The organism is Allomesorhizobium aridi (assembly GCF_043769475.1).
Taxonomy (GTDB): Bacteria; Pseudomonadota; Alphaproteobacteria; order Rhizobiales; family Rhizobiaceae; genus Allomesorhizobium.
Map to the genome: position 1 here is coordinate 4,310,707 of NZ_CP171729.1, position 15,041 is coordinate 4,325,747.

14 protein-coding genes are annotated in these 15,041 nt (G+C 60.2%); 4 read left to right on the plus strand and 10 right to left on the minus strand.

The window, feature by feature from the left end:
- The first annotated feature begins 1 nt into the window (after window position 1).
- Entirely contained in the window at window positions 2–691 is a 690-nt protein-coding gene (locus tag ACG873_RS23275; RefSeq protein WP_394888004.1) for a DUF7002 family protein, read from the plus strand.
- On the opposite strand, the gene ACG873_RS23280 is transcribed toward ACG873_RS23275, so the two are convergent.
- From ACG873_RS23280 to ACG873_RS23295, 4 genes are all read right to left on the minus strand, one after another.
- Entirely contained in the window at window positions 688–2,091 is a 1,404-nt protein-coding gene (locus tag ACG873_RS23280) for a hypothetical protein (protein WP_394888006.1), read from the minus strand. The genes ACG873_RS23275 and ACG873_RS23280 overlap by 4 nt on opposite strands.
- 164 nt (window positions 2,092–2,255) lie before the next feature.
- Window positions 2,256–3,713: a metallophosphoesterase family protein gene (locus ACG873_RS23285; RefSeq protein ID WP_394888007.1), complete on the minus strand. Its 1,458-nt coding sequence runs from the start codon at window positions 3,711–3,713 to the stop codon at window positions 2,256–2,258.
- A gap of 1,673 nt (window positions 3,714–5,386) precedes the next feature.
- Window positions 5,387–5,728, minus strand: a complete 342-nt coding sequence (locus tag ACG873_RS23290) for a hypothetical protein (protein WP_394888009.1) — start codon at window positions 5,726–5,728, stop codon at window positions 5,387–5,389.
- Between the two features lie 379 nt (window positions 5,729–6,107).
- Window positions 6,108–6,581, minus strand: coding sequence for a hypothetical protein (locus ACG873_RS23295; protein ID WP_394888011.1), 474 nt, complete (start codon window positions 6,579–6,581; stop codon window positions 6,108–6,110).
- Window positions 6,582–6,645: 64 nt separating this feature from the next.
- Here ACG873_RS23295 and ACG873_RS23300 point away from each other — a divergent pair, with 64 nt between their 5' ends.
- Window positions 6,646–7,488 carry a BRO family protein gene (locus ACG873_RS23300; protein WP_394888013.1) on the plus strand — a complete coding sequence of 281 codons (843 nt, stop codon included), beginning with the start codon at window positions 6,646–6,648 and terminating at the stop codon, window positions 7,486–7,488.
- On the opposite strand, the gene ACG873_RS23305 is transcribed toward ACG873_RS23300, so the two are convergent.
- Window positions 7,478–7,687 (minus strand): hypothetical protein, encoded by a 210-nt coding sequence (locus ACG873_RS23305; RefSeq protein ID WP_394888014.1) that lies wholly within the window; start codon window positions 7,685–7,687, stop codon window positions 7,478–7,480. The two genes, ACG873_RS23300 and ACG873_RS23305, sit on opposite strands and share 11 nt — an antisense overlap.
- 507 nt (window positions 7,688–8,194) lie before the next feature.
- Window positions 8,195–9,367 carry a tyrosine-type recombinase/integrase gene (locus ACG873_RS23310; protein WP_394888016.1) on the minus strand — a complete coding sequence of 391 codons (1,173 nt, stop codon included), beginning with the start codon at window positions 9,365–9,367 and terminating at the stop codon, window positions 8,195–8,197.
- A 284-nt stretch (window positions 9,368–9,651) separates the two neighbouring features.
- On the opposite strand from ACG873_RS23310, the gene ACG873_RS23315 reads away from it, so the two are divergent.
- The gene (locus ACG873_RS23315; protein WP_394888018.1) at window positions 9,652–9,801 is read left to right on the plus strand and encodes a hypothetical protein; all 150 of its coding nucleotides are present in this window, start codon (window positions 9,652–9,654) and stop codon (window positions 9,799–9,801) included.
- A 208-nt stretch (window positions 9,802–10,009) separates the two neighbouring features.
- Here the strand turns inward: ACG873_RS23315 and ACG873_RS23320 are convergent, their stop codons facing one another.
- Window positions 10,010–10,651 (minus strand): hypothetical protein, encoded by a 642-nt coding sequence (locus ACG873_RS23320; RefSeq protein WP_394888020.1) that lies wholly within the window; start codon window positions 10,649–10,651, stop codon window positions 10,010–10,012.
- Window positions 10,652–10,890: 239 nt separating this feature from the next.
- Here ACG873_RS23320 and ACG873_RS23325 point away from each other — a divergent pair, with 239 nt between their 5' ends.
- Window positions 10,891–12,132 carry an MFS transporter gene (locus tag ACG873_RS23325; RefSeq protein WP_394888021.1) on the plus strand — a complete coding sequence of 414 codons (1,242 nt, stop codon included), beginning with the start codon at window positions 10,891–10,893 and terminating at the stop codon, window positions 12,130–12,132.
- A 14-nt stretch (window positions 12,133–12,146) separates the two neighbouring features.
- On the opposite strand, the gene ACG873_RS23330 is transcribed toward ACG873_RS23325, so the two are convergent.
- The 3 genes from ACG873_RS23330 to ACG873_RS23340 are packed head-to-tail and all read right to left on the minus strand — an operon-like array spanning window position 12,147 to window position 15,040.
- Window positions 12,147–12,866 carry a glutamine amidotransferase gene (locus ACG873_RS23330; RefSeq protein ID WP_394888023.1) on the minus strand — a complete coding sequence of 240 codons (720 nt, stop codon included), beginning with the start codon at window positions 12,864–12,866 and terminating at the stop codon, window positions 12,147–12,149.
- A gap of 5 nt (window positions 12,867–12,871) precedes the next feature.
- Window positions 12,872–13,357: a TerB family tellurite resistance protein gene (locus ACG873_RS23335; protein WP_394888025.1), complete on the minus strand. Its 486-nt coding sequence runs from the start codon at window positions 13,355–13,357 to the stop codon at window positions 12,872–12,874.
- Between the two features lie 24 nt (window positions 13,358–13,381).
- Entirely contained in the window at window positions 13,382–15,040 is a 1,659-nt protein-coding gene (locus tag ACG873_RS23340) for a heme biosynthesis protein HemY (protein ID WP_394888027.1), read from the minus strand.
- Between the last annotated feature and the right edge of the window lies 1 nt (window position 15,041).

Here is a 15,041-nt window from a genome sequence, read left to right on the forward strand (position 1 = left end):
GGTGCAGGAAAACGAGCTGATCAGCCTCTATCCGCGGCTGTACCACATGGCGGAGGACGGTTCGTTCCCGTCGATCCGTGATCACGGACTGATGAGCGCGACAGCGCTCCTCGATGCCTACGGGATGTCTGGCGACCAGCGACTTGCCATTGAGGAGAGGCGTCGGCCCGAGAGCGTCGATATCGCAAAGGATGGGCTGCCCAACGCCGTCATCCGCGACAACAAGCCGATGAGCGACAGGGCGCTGCAGAAGTGCCTTCAGGACGGGCTGACACCATTTCAGTGGTACAAGATACTCAATGGCAAAACCTTCTTTTGGCTGCACAAGAAGCGGCTGCACAGGCTTCTGGCAGCCGAGGCGTATCGGGATCGACCGCACACAATTCTGACGTTTGACACTGCGTCCTTGGTCGCCGCCCACCGCGACAACATCCTCCTCAGCCCGATAAACAGCGGGTCCACGATCATGAATCCTCAACCGAGAGGGAAGGGCACGTTCATGAAGATTGCCGACTATCCGTTTGCCGAGCGAAGGAAAACAAGACCCCTGCAAAATGCCTTGGTCGAGCTGACCGTCGCCTACAGCGTCCCGGACGCCGCCAGTCACCTTCTAGCAGCGCAAAGCGTCAACGGCGATGAAATCGAGGACCTGTGGCGGAGGCCAGGCAGCCATCCGCACGAGGGCTTCTAGGCTGGTACTGCCAACCTGGCTGGTCGATTGGCCTTCCGGACGAGGTCGGCCAAATGACTGGTAAGTCCGATCTCGCCTTCAATCTTTACTCCTGCATCGGCCGGCATGTCATGCAGGAATGTTCGCAGCGCCTCGAGCCCTTCGGCCGCTTCGAAGGTCAGCCAGTGGGTCGCCTCCCCCGGCACCAGGACGGTCTGTGATGTCTGGGTTGCACCGCGATGGAGCTGTACCACCCAGACCGTTTGACCGTCATAGACCCACTCGAAGCGTACGGCTCCAAGCGAGCGGGACAACCTGCCGTAAACCGCGTCGATCTGCTTGGCGACGGCAGATGGCAGCTCTTCAGGGTGATCGATACCCAGCATCAAACCATCGCCCTCACCCGAACGGCCTTCCACGAGCAGCGTCCCATCGATAGTTACAATGGCAGCGCCTGAATAGACCGCCGGCACCGCGGCCTGACAGATTACGGAAGCGATGGCAGTGTGGTTGGGATCCTCCACGGACATAAGCTTGAATGGGTCAGTCCAGCCCTTAAGGGTTGTATACTTTCCTGGCTCTGGCTCATGCGGACAGGTGCGGGTCCAGACCTCGTGACTTCCCGTTGGCTTTCCGAAGGTGAAAGGCGCAACGCGTCGCCCGAAGACAGTGGTAGCTGGCACATTTGCGCCTACGAGTTCGGCCATGAGCAGCCCGAACGCCTTATCGCCGATATGTCGGCTGAAGCGGTTAGGCCAGTTCATGCTGGCAGTCGCCGCCGCCGTATTTTCGGGCTCCCACTCCCAACATAGCGTGTGGCTGTTTTTCCAGCCGCGTGGCCGAGGATGAATGCTGAATTCGAGCCGTCCCTGGGCCTGCATCTCCAGCTCAGGTCGAAATCCATAGACCTTCGTGAGCAGGTCAAGCGCCCAAGGCAAGGGTAGGGAAGTCACCCCGGGCTTCTCGACGCACCGCGGTGTGTCATCAGGAGCGAATTCCATGATGCCGCCCTGGACCACGCCGGAAACCCCGCCATCATTGATGTCGATGGTCTCATTGGCAATCACGAACAGGCCCGACGAAATAAGCCGCTTCAGCCCGGCTAGGGCTTCCCGCACGTCGCGGATGCCGTAGACAAATTCTTTGCTCCGCGGACTGTCCGGGGCATAGCTGCGCAGATTTATCGAGGCATCCACACTCGCGGCCAGCAACGCGGCAAGTGCCTCTTGGGCGTCTGAGAAGTGGTGATTGGGGGCATAACCGAAGACGCGCGAGTAACTCTGAGAGAACGCGCCACCGGACGTGGGAAAGAAACTGATGAATTGCGCCACGTTCCCTGCCTGCGCCAACGCGTCTAGCGATTCATCCTTGCGAAAATTCAAAGCGATACCCAATCCGATTTCTTCATTGGCCGACAGCAAGCCGTCCGGCTAAAGGGCACATAGTGCCATTTAGCGCCACCTGGGCAAGCGAATATTCTCCGCTTTCCCGCCAGCTTTTGCACAGGCCACGAGTAACTAGGCCGGCGCACTCAAAAGTCCCACCTGGACGCGCGAGGGGACAAGCAGGTCGATCGGGATGAGGTTCAGGCCGCCGCCTTAGGCAAGATCGGCGAGATTTCCAAGTCGCCACTGAAGAGGGATGAACCCGCTTTGCCGTCAGCACGCAGCTCGCGCATCGTCAGGTGCATTTCCTTGTCACTCAAGCGGAAGACGCAGTAAGTGTTGCGTTCGTTGCCGGGACGCCGCACCGGCGAAACGCCGGTACTGCCGTTTGAAACCACATAAATCGCCGGCTGTTGCGGGGCACCGGCAAGCGACTGATTGCCGTATTTTACCACCCGTGGCATGTGCTCGTGACCGTGAACTGCCAGTTGAACTCCAGCCTGCTGAGCCGTGTCCAGAATTCGCGGGGCATCTACCGAAAGCGTTATGCCCTTTTTGTTCAACGTCGCGACGCAGGTCACCGGCAACAGATGGTGATGCAGGGCCATGATCTTGAATGTCGGTCGATCGATCCGCTCGGCGCCGAGTTCGCGCAAGGCGTCGACCCCACTGTCGCCGATGTAGCCGTACTCGCTCCATTCGGTTTGAACGATGGTGCATGAGTTCAGCACCCCGATCAGCACATCTACATCACCGAGCTGCAGGCGCCGAACATAGTTCAGCGTCTCCCTCCAACTGCGGCCTATCAGCTCCTCGCAGAAGACGCGGTACTGGAGCTCATGCTCGTATGTCGCCTGGTTGCTCACCGCCAGCTTGGCGGGATCGACGTTCGACGGATCCATCGCGCGGACAATGTCATGGTTTCCGGGAACGGCTACAATCTGGTCTCGCTCGAGACGGAGCGCTTTAGTCAGGCTCGCAAACTCGGCCAGGATGCTGCTGCGTCTGGCTTGGCTCCAGTCGCCCTTGGTAGTGAAGTCGCCGGTAACCAGGATCGTGCCGATATCGTTCTGGGCACCTATCCTGCCCAGGTCATCCATAAGGGCATCCGTGAGCGTCTTCTTCGTGTTGCCGATAGCCGGAGTTTCGCCCTGCAGGAGAAAGTCGTAGTCCGGTCCGAAATGAAGATCGGACAGGTGGAGGATCGCCGACCGGTTGGCGCGGGTCGTCGCGGCTACGCGATCGGGTTGACGGGGCGTCCCGTCGAGTGGCACCAGAGTGTGATCGCCAAACCTGTTTGCTACCTCGTCGAGATATTCGCATGCCTGGATCTCGGTCAGCTTGAACCAGCCGAAGATACGGTCACGCTCGTCGACATAATAGTTTGGCACGGCAGCCAGCTCTTCACCGTCCAGCAACCCGCGGCGCCAGACCTCAACCGTCGCAGTGAACATCCGCCTGGTGGAGCGGTCGACGATATAGGCGATCGTTGGGCTATTTATGGTGTCGAGCGCATCGAGGTGCTCGTCCTCGAACGTCTTCTTCCACCAGCCCCACCAGACGAAGCCCTTGGTCGAAATAATCTCACGGTGGGACTGAATGGTGTCGACGCCCGGCGTGGTGTCCCTGAACCTCAGCGCTATGACCGGTGTTGCCACTCTGCAGTTCTCCAAAAAGGTGGTTTCGGGATGCGCCACTGCTCAAGAGCCGGATACGCACGAAACAGTTCCGTCGGCGGTAGCTCCGAGGTCAGGTACGCCCTCAATGCCTGAATCAGATGATGGCCGTCGCTGACCACGGCGACTTCGTTCTGTGAACTCCACAAACCGATACTATCCCGGCCAAGCGCCCGCCGGCTTACATGAGGCCAGGTCCATCCCTCGGCTCCGAGGGTTTGTGCCACTGTCGACAGACCGGTGGAGTACGGCGCATCACGGACGGCGAGCTGATAGTCGTTGATCGTGAAGCGAATCCATCCCCCCGGCTCAATGTGGGGTGTCGGCATACTAGGTTCGCAGTTGACCGATATGCTGACAAGATCGCCACGTCGAGTCTCTCCATCGGAACTTATGCCCCCAGCCCTCCTGACGGCCGCCTGTTCGAACTCTGGCGAAAGGTATTCTACCGCGATGCCAGCATCATAGAGGTTCCCCCATTCACCGACCCACCTAGTGAGTTCTTCTCGTTCCACCCTCCCGGTTGGCCGCGTATGCTCTGGCCAAAGGGTTAGAAGGATTTGCCCTCCTTGGCCGACGACCGAAGCTGCCCAAGCCATCCATCGTTTCGCCTCAGCTGGATACCAAGGTGGATCCAGAATTGCTATCGATTGCTGGATCTTTAGCGTCACTTCTCCGACGTCGGCTACGATGTGTTTCCTGACGTTTTGAAAGGGCTGCCGATCGACCAGAATGGAATCCCTTGATGCTAGATCGAGGTAGCGAGAGATAGAGGGCGTGCCTACGGTGAGGACGGTTGCCTGAGGCGAGACCAAGCTACATATCGCCTGAACTGACGCGGCGGAGTATCGCCAGTCGAAGTCGAGGGGATGGGGTTGAGGTAGGCGCAGCGGTTGGCTCCACATTCCGAGATAGTGATCCAGAAGTAGCGCAGAAGTCTGCGTTGTTCACGCCTTCTTTCGTGTGAAACCGCTCGGCAGCAACTCACGGTCGACCGGTTTAGATATCTCGCGCTTGGCAAGACAACGCTAAAGGTCCAAGGGTCCAAGCCGCTGAGCATCGATATACGTATCAAAGATGATCCAGCCGGCGGTCCGAAAGCGACATGGGGAGGAACCGCGTCGCCTATCCAGAGCTCAATGTATCCAAGACATGGATTCATCATCTCGGGCAACGCCTCACCTACTGGATAGGATGGCCTCGGGTTAACACGGATGGCAGGTTCTCACCTACCGATCAGTGTCCACTGCTGGGCGCTCAGCAGCCAGATGCGGCTGACTCTCAACTTGGAGACGATCGTGTCCGCTCAGCAGACCGGCAGCTTTCGGGATCCCCGCCTGAGAGAGCGAACGACCGGAAACGGGGGCGCATTGCTGCCATTCGCATAGAGGAGAATGAAGGTCTCCGATGGGTCCAGAACTTCCGGTTCAGGCTGTGCGGCGGAAAGGCAGAGAGGGGTCGGTTCTCCTATGTCCGCAAGGTCTGCTGCCGCTAGCCGTCTGACCGGATTCGTCATTGCCATCCCTGGCCTGATCGAGTCTATTCGCGGGCGGCGACGTCGCGGAGTAGGAGTAGGAGTTTTGCGTTTGGGGAACGCTGTCCGTGTCGGGTATCCTCTTTGGTGAATTAGCATCCGAAAACCGCCAGCCAATAGTTTACTGGTCGTTCTCGAGGTGGTCGAAGCTGTCGGACTCGCTGATGCAGAACTGGTAGCGACCGTCTCGTGTGGTGAGGCATTCGGGGGTCAACTCGACTAGTTCGGTCTTGCCGACGTAGATCTTGCGACCCTTGTGACGGAACTCGATCTCGCCACCGTTGTGGAAGATCCACACGCGGAAGGAGCCGCTGTCGAGTACATCGCACCAACCGTCCTTGGTCAGTGCTCTGGACTTGTAGACTGAGCAGTGGAGGTTCTCGGCGGAGATGCCGCTCGTCTCGGCTGCGGCCGGGAGGATGAGAGCGGCGGCTACCACGAGTACTGATACTGGGCGGTTCATATTCAGAATCCTTTCTGAGGACCTATTCGCTACGATAATTGCAGATGTGTAGCCAAAGTGAATGTTTTCCTCGTGGAGGCCCAAAATATAGAAAGAAAGTCGCGAAGAACCCCAAAAGTCGGGGTGGTCCAACTGCCCAAACCATAAATAGCCCAAAATCAATATACCCGCGCAAGAGGCCGCAAAACTAGCAAAAAATGCCTATATTGCTTCCGCGCTGTTGTTCATGAAGGATGGCTGCCTGGGCACATACGATTGGCAAGGACCCTTACTTTTGGTCGTAGTTCCCCGCGGATCTGGACGCAGGTTTTCAGGGGCAGCTTGTTCGTGCCCCTAATATTTGAACTTTTACGCTTAGCGTCAGCATCGGATGTTCACTTTAAAATGGGATTTCGTCGTCTGGCTCTGGGGGTCGTGGTGGCGTTGGCCGTCCGAAGTCGGGTGGCGGCTCTGCCACTTCTTCCTCTGTTGTTTCGTGACCAAGTTCGGCTAGGCCGAACGTATTCGGTGCCGGCCGGGTGAAAATCTCCCCTCGGCGGACGTAAGCGGCGAGAGAACTCGTCAGCGATGCTTTCGCCTCTCGGGTCGCCTCCCGACCAAGCGCTTGCAAGATATCGTTGATGTGGACAGGCGCGCCCTTGTTTAAGATCACCTGTCGCGCCTCTGCGACGGCGCTACCAGGACGCAACACGGATTCTGCATCAGTATTGTCATCGGCGTCGCTGGCCAGCATTTTGAGGATATCGCGTAGTGCCTGAATGTAAACGCGCGCTACCTTGGTCTTCTCTTCGAGTGACGCAACCTCCTGCTCTTTTTTGCGAAGGCGATCTTCAATTTTCTTCCGTTCCGTCATGCCATCGACTCCTGTATGTGACGATGGTATGTGATGGGATGGACAACACGCAAGAGGATTCGACATGGGATCAGCAATTGAGGAGCTTCCGGCCTACCGTTCTACCATTGACCGGCTGGAGGCATTGAGGCGTCGGGGCTCGAACGGGCAGGAATATTGGATGGCTCGTGACATACATGAGGTTGTGGGTTATCGGGCATGGGACAAGTTTGAGCCTGTGATCGACCGTGCCGCCGCGTCATTCACGGCCAACAAGATTGATCCGTCACATCATATTGCTCGTGCGAGCAAAATGATGGAACTTGGAGGTGGTGGTAAACGAGAGGGTATGGATTACTTCCTCAGCAGGGCCGCGTGCCGCCTCATCACCATGAACGGCGACCCGAGCAAACCCGAGATCGCCGCCGCACAGGCTTACTTCGTTGTCCAAACCCATCGTATGGAAGCGCAAGACGCACTGACCCAGGATGAGAAACGGCTGAATTTGCGGGACAAAGTGACGACTGCGTTCCGCACTGTCAGCGGAGTGGCGAAAGAGGCCGGCGTTCCCAATTCGAAGCAAGCTCTGTTTCACGATGCGCGGTATCAGGGGCTCTATGGTATGCCGAGACGCGATGTGATGGCGCGAAAAGGCTTGAAGCGGGAGGACAACCCCTTCGACTACGCCGGCCCGTTGGAATTGTCGGCCAACGAATTTCAGATGAACATGGCGGCCGACGTCATCAAGAAAGAAGGCGTCAAAGGTGAATATCGGGTCATTGACCGCAACAAGAAGATTGCGCAGGACGTCCGTAAGGTGATGCACGATAGCGGGTCAACGATGCCGGAAAATCTTCCGGTTGCCGAGCCGATCAGGGTGGTGGAGAAGCGCGTGAAGGCAGCTCGCAAAATCGAAACTAAGTCTTAGACCAACGCTTTTCCGCTGCCTTCTTGGCGATCTCGGCGCGCCGCTCCGGTGACAGGTTGGCGGCCCGCTTCTTCCCGCCCTTGCGGCCAAGCTCTTTCGCGGCGGCGTCCTTATCGTCGTCGCGCTTGGATCCTCGACTTCCTCGCCGGTGGCAATGCGTAATGACCTTTTGGCGTTCAGTTTTCCTCGGCTGTTCCAAAGCGGTCTCCGCAAACTTTAGCTGCGACCACTTTCATGTTGTCTGGCTGCCCGCGCATTTCGTGAAGGACGCACGTGTACAGATCACTCGGCCTGTCCCACAACCACATCGTGAAGCCGCCTACTGCGAAACCCAGCGCGGCTATCGCGGCGGCTCGTCTGGCTGAAACCTGCATCGCATGCCCCTTATGCTTTCCGCTAAGCATATAGGCGCTTTGGCTTACGATAGCCTAGACCGCATATTTCAAACTGCGACACTACCTGAGTTTCGGTTGGCTAAAATTCGGGCCGTCAATAGCGGGTTAGCTGCCCATGATCCATGTAGTTAAGACCACGTCTGCATAAAGACCTCGTTGCCTCTTCAATGCGTGTGCCTGGCGGTCGGATCGCCTACGAATGCGCAAGGCAAAGGGGAGAAAATGCTTGCTCGATGATGGCGCGTGCGAGTGAGGTCATTGACTGCACCGTAGCCGTCGTTGCGCGTGCGTTCATTTCTTCCTGATCGGAATCATGTTGTCGACGTCGTTCCCTCGAGGTAATCCGCCCAAGCTTGCATAAGCTTGCGGCGTTTCTCCAAGGCATCCGAGCGTCTATATGCGCGTTCGACCTCATTGCCCACCTTGTGAGCCAAAGCAGCCTCTGCAACCTCTCGGGGAAAACTAGTCTCGTCACCGCACCAATCACGAAAGCCGGAACGGAATCCATGAACGGTGATATCGTTAACCTTCAAACGCCTCAAAAGCATTAGCATGGCCATGTTGGAGAGCGGCATGTCCTTCCGCTCGCCGGGAAAGATGAATTCGCTGGTTCTGGCCTCCGACAGTTGCTCCAGGAGTTCTGTCGCCCGATCTGAAAGCGGGACGGTATGCGGCTTGCCAGCTTTCATCCGCTCCTTCGGAACATTCCAAAGCTTCTTGTCGAAATCGATCTCCGGCCACCTCGCAAAGGTTACCTCGCCCGAGCGGGCGACTGTCAGGATTGTGAACTCAAGTGCACGTGCGGCCATCGCTTCGGCGGTCCGTAGCCGGCGTACGAACACTGGAATTTTGACGTAAGGCATAGCAGGCAGATGGCCGCGCTGTAGTTTCTGGCGCTTCGGGAGAATGTTGCGGAGGTGCCCGCGCCACACCGCTGGATTTTCGCCTGAACGCCAGCCCTTCACTTTAGCATAGTCGAGAACACGTTCGATCCGGCCTCGAAGGCGGGATGCCGTTTCGTTCTTCTCCTGCCAGATCGGCGTGAGTACTTTCAGCACGTCGTCGGTCTTGATCTCGGAAACACGCTTCGGCCGGATTGTCTCGCAGAAGCTGGTGAGCGTCTGGTTCCACTGGTACTCATGCTTGGCATTGCGCCACTCCGTTTTGATCGAGGCAATATAGCGATCCGCGCACTCACCGAAGGTTGGCTCCGCCTCCTTGGCTTTCTCTGCAATCGGATCTTTGCCTTCCTCTACCGCTGCGCGACAATCCCCGGCCTTCGAACGCGCCTTGGCGAGTGTTACAACAGGATAGGAGCCCAGTCCCATCTCCCGGCGCTTGCGGTCGCGGGTCCACATAAATAGCCAAGATTTGGAGCCTGAAGGTGACACGTTCAAATAGAGGCCGCCGCCGTCACTGTGCCGGCCCGGCTTTTTCTCGGCCTTGATCGACACATCTGAGAGCTTGTGCAACGTACGGGTCATTTCCCCACTACCTTCCCCATTTCGAAGTGGGGATGGTAACGCACAACGGAGAACAGCTAAAGACGAATTGTGCTTCAAAGTGTTGATTCCACTTAGGCGCAGTGCACGTCGGCGGACTATAGAAAACAGTGGTTCGACGGACCTCAGCTCCACCAGTGGATCGAATTTTCCCTTTGATTCTAGGCGCTGGCGTGGTGCCGACTGTCGGCTCGAACAGGACGGTCTGCGCGTAAAGTCGCCCTTTTGCAGGCTGGCATCACCTGAATATCAGCAGATCAATCCTAATGGAGTTCCGCCCGGCGTTCACGCCTCGGCCCGTCGCGATCGATCGGCTGGAGTCGCAGGGCCTCGAAGAGCGCCGATTGACTTTCCAGGACCAGCAATTCGCCGCACGTATGCACAACCAGGGTGCGGTCTCCATGATCCTGGATTGAAACCAGGTAGTCGGTGTTGACCGTGACCGTATTCCCGTCAGCGCGCGTCAGCCGAATCCACATGTTTACCCCCTTCAACCCGATTGCCATTTGTGCAACGGCGCCCGTAACAAGTATGTGAAATTATTCACACGACAGATTCTTCACCCGTTTCCGCAACCCCGCAGATGTGAGCCTCCTGCACCGGAACACTGCGCTGCGTTGCTCCCTATTTCAGTTTCCATTCCCGGCCGACTCCGTCGTTCTTCGCTGTATGATCGGCATGGTGCTTGTAGCCGGGATGGGCGCGAATGGCGGCATCGAGCGCGGCATAGAGTTCCTTGGGAACTGCCTGATCCTTTGCTTCCAGAATGCCGATCTTCCAAGCCGCCTGTTCGATCGCCTCCCTGAAGATGACCTTGGCGGGATCGCCCTTCATGGCGAGCATGTTCTCGATCGAGAAGATCGCGCCGGCAATGTAGGACGCGGCCTCGTGCTCGGCATGCGTCATCTTCGCGAGTTTGAGGAGATCGAAACCCGCGTGGGTGCACTCGTGGATGATGACCTGCGCGGCATTGAATTTCTCGGAGGCGTTGGCTCCGAGCGTCGATGATCGCAGGACCAGGACATCGTAGAATTCCGTGTCCTTGTCGACCTTGATCTCGGGGTAGTATCGCCCCGACTCGCCGCTGGCCAGCAGGCTCGGTTGAACCAGGACGGTTATCTTCTTGTCCTTTATCGCCTTGGCGACCTTCTGGTACAGCGAGGGCGATATTTCTCGCCGGTTCAGCTTGAACCGAATCTTGTTGATCGATTGGTCCTGCAGGACCGTAAGAACCGTTTCCGTCGCCTTGTCGTCCTCGACACCCATGCGAAAACCCTCCCGCCTCTGGACCGGCCCGCTTCCGCGAGTATAGATCGAATGCGCCGATCTGCAAAATGGAGCACGTCGGATTCACTTTGGCAGCGCCGGCCGGGCCCCGATCCTTCACGGCCGACAAACCGCGAAATCTTGGTCCAGCGGCGATAAGCCCGCGCGCGCTCCGCCAAACTGCGCTATGGCCCCTGTCTTCGCCATATCCGAGCCGAGCTTTCTGATCCAAGCACGCGATGAATTCTCAAGCCGCCGTTTCCGCCGACCAACGCTATGCCGCATTTCGACACGGCGCTTTCCTGCGCTTCTGGATAGCCCGCTTCCTCGCGACCTTCTCCACCCAGATCGTCTCGGTGGCGGTCGGCTGGCAGGTCTATGACCTGACGCGCGATCCGTTCGACCTCGGCCTCGTGGGCATCGTCCAGTTCCTGCCGGCGCTGCTTCTGGTGCTGGTCACCGGCGCGGCTTCCGACCGATTCGGACGCCGCCTGATCATGGGGCTCTCGACCGGCATCGAGGCGCTGTGCGCGCTGGCGCTGCTGTTCTTCACGCTGCGCGGATTGACCGGCGTCGGGCCGATCTTTGCCGTCCTCGCCGTGTTCGGCGTCGCCCGCGCCTTCTTGGGACCGGCTGCCGCATCGCTCGTCGCCAATCTCGTGCCCAAGGAAGACTTCGCCAATGCAGTAGCGTGGAATTCGTCTACCTGGCAGACGGCAACCATTGTCGGGCCGGTAGCCGGCGGATTGCTCTATGGACTGTCGGCCGAGGCCGCCTATGGCATCGCGGCCGTATTGATGACAGCCGCCACGCTGCTGGCCTTCTCCATCCCCAAGCCGGCACAGCGTGAAGCCAACGAAAAGCCGAGCATGGAAACCTTGTTCGCCGGCTTCCGCTACATCTGGAAGGAGAAGGTCGTGCTCGGCGCGATCTCGCTCGACCTGTTCGCCGTGCTGCTGTCTGGAGCGTTCGCGCTGCTGCCTGTCTACGCACGCGACATATTGGAACTGGGTCCGTGGGGGCTGGGGCTGCTTCGTGCGGCTCCCGGCATCGGCTCGCTCGCCGTCGCGGTCTGGCTGGCCGGACATCCGCTCAGGGACCATGCTGGGCAGGTCATGTTCTTCTTCGTCGCGATGTTCGGCGTGTTCACGGTCGTCTTCGGCGTATCGACGGTTCCGTGGTTGTCGATCTTCGCGCTGGCCATGCTGGGCGCGACCGACATGGTCAGCGTCTATGTGCGCGAGACGCTGATCCAGCTCTGGACACCCGACGAGGTGCGCGGCCGCGTCAATGCCGTCAACATGGTGTTCGTCGGCGCATCCAACGAGCTCGGCGAATTCCGCGCCGGCACGATGGCGGCGCTGATCGGCACGGTACCGGCGGTGGTATTCGGCGGGGTAGGAGCAGTGGCGGTCGCAGGCCTCTGGGCCTTCCTGTTTCCGGAGCTGCGCAAGGTGCGCCATCTCGACGGAAGAGATTGACGCCGCCGGACGGTTCAGCGTTCGGGCGTGCCGAAGATCGTCTCCAGGAACTCGGCGAGCCAGCGCTTCAGATGCATGTCCCAGATCAGCCTGCCGCCGAGATGGTCGCGGCCAGGCTGGGCGCCGGGCAGTTCGAAGCGATGCGCCCCGCGCACCACCCAGCGGTGCATCATCACCCGCGTCAGCTCGGCGTGGAACTGGATGCCCCAGGCATTGCCGCCATAGCGGAAGGCCTGGTTCGGATAGGTTTCTGCCGTCGCCAGCAGCGTCGCGCCCGACGGCAACGAAAAGCCTTCGCGGTGGAACTGGTAGACCATTTCGGGCCAGTGCATCAGTTGCTTACCCTCTTCGGTCGGCTTCAAAGGATACCAGCCGATCTCGACCAGCCCTTCGCCATGGCCCTCGACCCTGCCGCCGAGATGGTTCACCAGCATCTGCGCGCCAAGGCAGATGCCGAGGAACGGGCGGTTCTCCTTCAGCGGGACGGCGAGCCATTCGGTCTCGCGCTTGACGAAGTCATCGTGGTCGTTGGCACTCATCGGCCCCCCGAACACGACAGCGCCGGCGTGATGGTCTAGCGTCTCGGGCAATTCGTCGCCGAGCGGCGGCCGCCTGATGTCGAGATCGAAGCCGTTTTCTAGAAGCAGATGGCCGACGCGGCCGGGGCTCGAAGTTTCCTGGTGCAGCACGATCAGAATTTTCGGCCTCACGGCCCGCGTCGCCACGCGCGGCATGAATGCTACTCGTCCGTCGATTCGCCGATCGCGCCGGGCGCGTTACGGGCAGCCTCCTGGCGCGCCAGCACCCGTTCGCGGCGGTCGACGCCAATCAGTTCGGCCACGCGCCACAATGTATTGTCTTCGAGTTCGTGCAGCACGCCGTCGGCATAGACGACCTCCCACATTGCCCGGATGAATTCGATGCGCGCCTCCTCGTCGAGATGCCGTTTCAGGACGCTGGTGAACGCGTAGAGGTCGATTGCCTCGTTGTCGGCCTTCTCGCCGGCTGCAATCAAAGTCTCCAACTCGTCTCCGCTCACACCATAGCTCTCCGAAAGCACGTCCTTGAGCCGCTCCCATTCGACATCGTGGCGCACCCCATCCGCGTTCATCACATGGAACATCAGCGCCGCGGCCGCTACTCGCGGGTCGTCCTCGCGCTCGAGCCGCGATCCCGGCGCTCCGGGCGGCAGCCCCTTCAGGAAGGAAACCAGGCGTTCAAACATTGGTCTGCCTCAGCAAGTCGGAATTCAAAAAAGCCGGAACCGGCGTGGTTCGGTTTCGGCGGTGTCATCGGGATCGACGCCCGGATCATCCGGGAGAGGGGGCACAGGGGGCGGCGCCTTGTCCCGAGCGTCGGCGTCGGCGACCGCGGCGAGCGCCCGACGCTTCTGCTCGCGGGAAATGTCGGCCGCCGGCGCGGGCGGCGGAGCCGCGATTGGCGCCGGCGCTTTCGCTTCTCCGGCTGCTGCCGGTTCGACCGGCACGGCCGGCTCCACTACGGGCGCCACCTCCTCGACATAAGCGGGCTTTTGCGTCGGGCTTTCGACCGGCGCGACAAGCGCGGGTTTCTCGATCTGCAGCGACGGGTGCTCCTCATACTGCTCTATCAGCTGGCCGAGACGCTCCATCGGCGCGCGCCACTCGAATGCATCGAGCCTGCCGGTCACCGGCGAGGCGGGCGCCCAGCGCTCGGAAATATACCCGTCAGCGACCCAGGCCGGGTCGCGCGGCGCACGCACGGCCTTTGACAGGAGCTGCCGCACCTTGCCCTGGTCGCCTGTCTCGGCCTCCTCGACGTCGGCGAGCAGCAGGTAGGCGCCTTCGCGCGGCTGCATCCGTATGGCGGCCTCGGCCTCATCCCGCGCAATCCGGTATTCGCCGGCATCGAGGGCGGCGCGCGCCACGATCAGCGAGGATTCGGGGTGGTTCTGCTTCAGCGACTGCAGCTTGCGCGCCCGCGTCAGCCGGTCATGCGTGGCGTCGCCAGGGCGTGCATGGACATAGAGGTCGGCGATTTCTGGGTGCGGCTCGGCCCTCCAGGCAGCTTCAAGGATCTTGGCGCCCTTGCGGATGTCGTTCTGCCTGAATAGCGTCTTGGCGGCTATCACCGCCGCCGGCGCGAAATCCGGGCGCAGCCGGTTGCCTTCGACGGCGGCGCTGCGGGCGGCCGGCAGGTCGGAGTCGAGGAGCGCCATGGCCTTGGCCGTCAGCAGCACGGAGCGGCGGCGATTGGCGGCGTCACGCTCGATCTGGCGGCTGGACTTCTGCGCGTCGACAAGCTTGAGCGCGCCATCCCAATCGCCGCGCTCGACCTTCTCCTCCATCGTCGATTCGGCTGCCCATCCAAGCTGCGGCGCCAGGTCGGTGGCGCGACCGGCATAATGCCGCGCGGCGGATTTTTCGCCGAGCCGTTCGGCTTCGAGGTAGAGCCCGCGCAGGCCGAGCAGCCGCATTTCGGGATCGTCGAGCATCGCCTCGAATTTCTGCCGCGCGCCGTCATGGTCGCCTTCGAGCAGCGAGGACTGAGCGTCCAGCAACTGGATGAGTGGCTCCTGGTCGGAGCGGATCAGCTTCGCCGCCTGCTTGTTCATCTTGCGCGCCAGTCCGGCATCGCCGGCACCGGCCGCGATCATGCCGGTCGACAGCGCCTGGTAGCCGCGGTCGCGCCGGCGCACCCGGAAATAGCGCGCCACCGTGTAGGGGCTGTTCCAGATCGCCTTGGTGAGCCACCAGACGATCATCACGGCCGCAACCACGGCGGTGACCGCGACCGCCGCCACCATCAGGCTCACCTGGTACTGATAGCCGCTGAAGGTAACCACCATGTCGCCGGGACGGTCGGCAAGCCAGGCAAAGCCGAGACCGAGCGCGAAGACAATGAGGAGGAAGAAAAGGATGCGTATCATC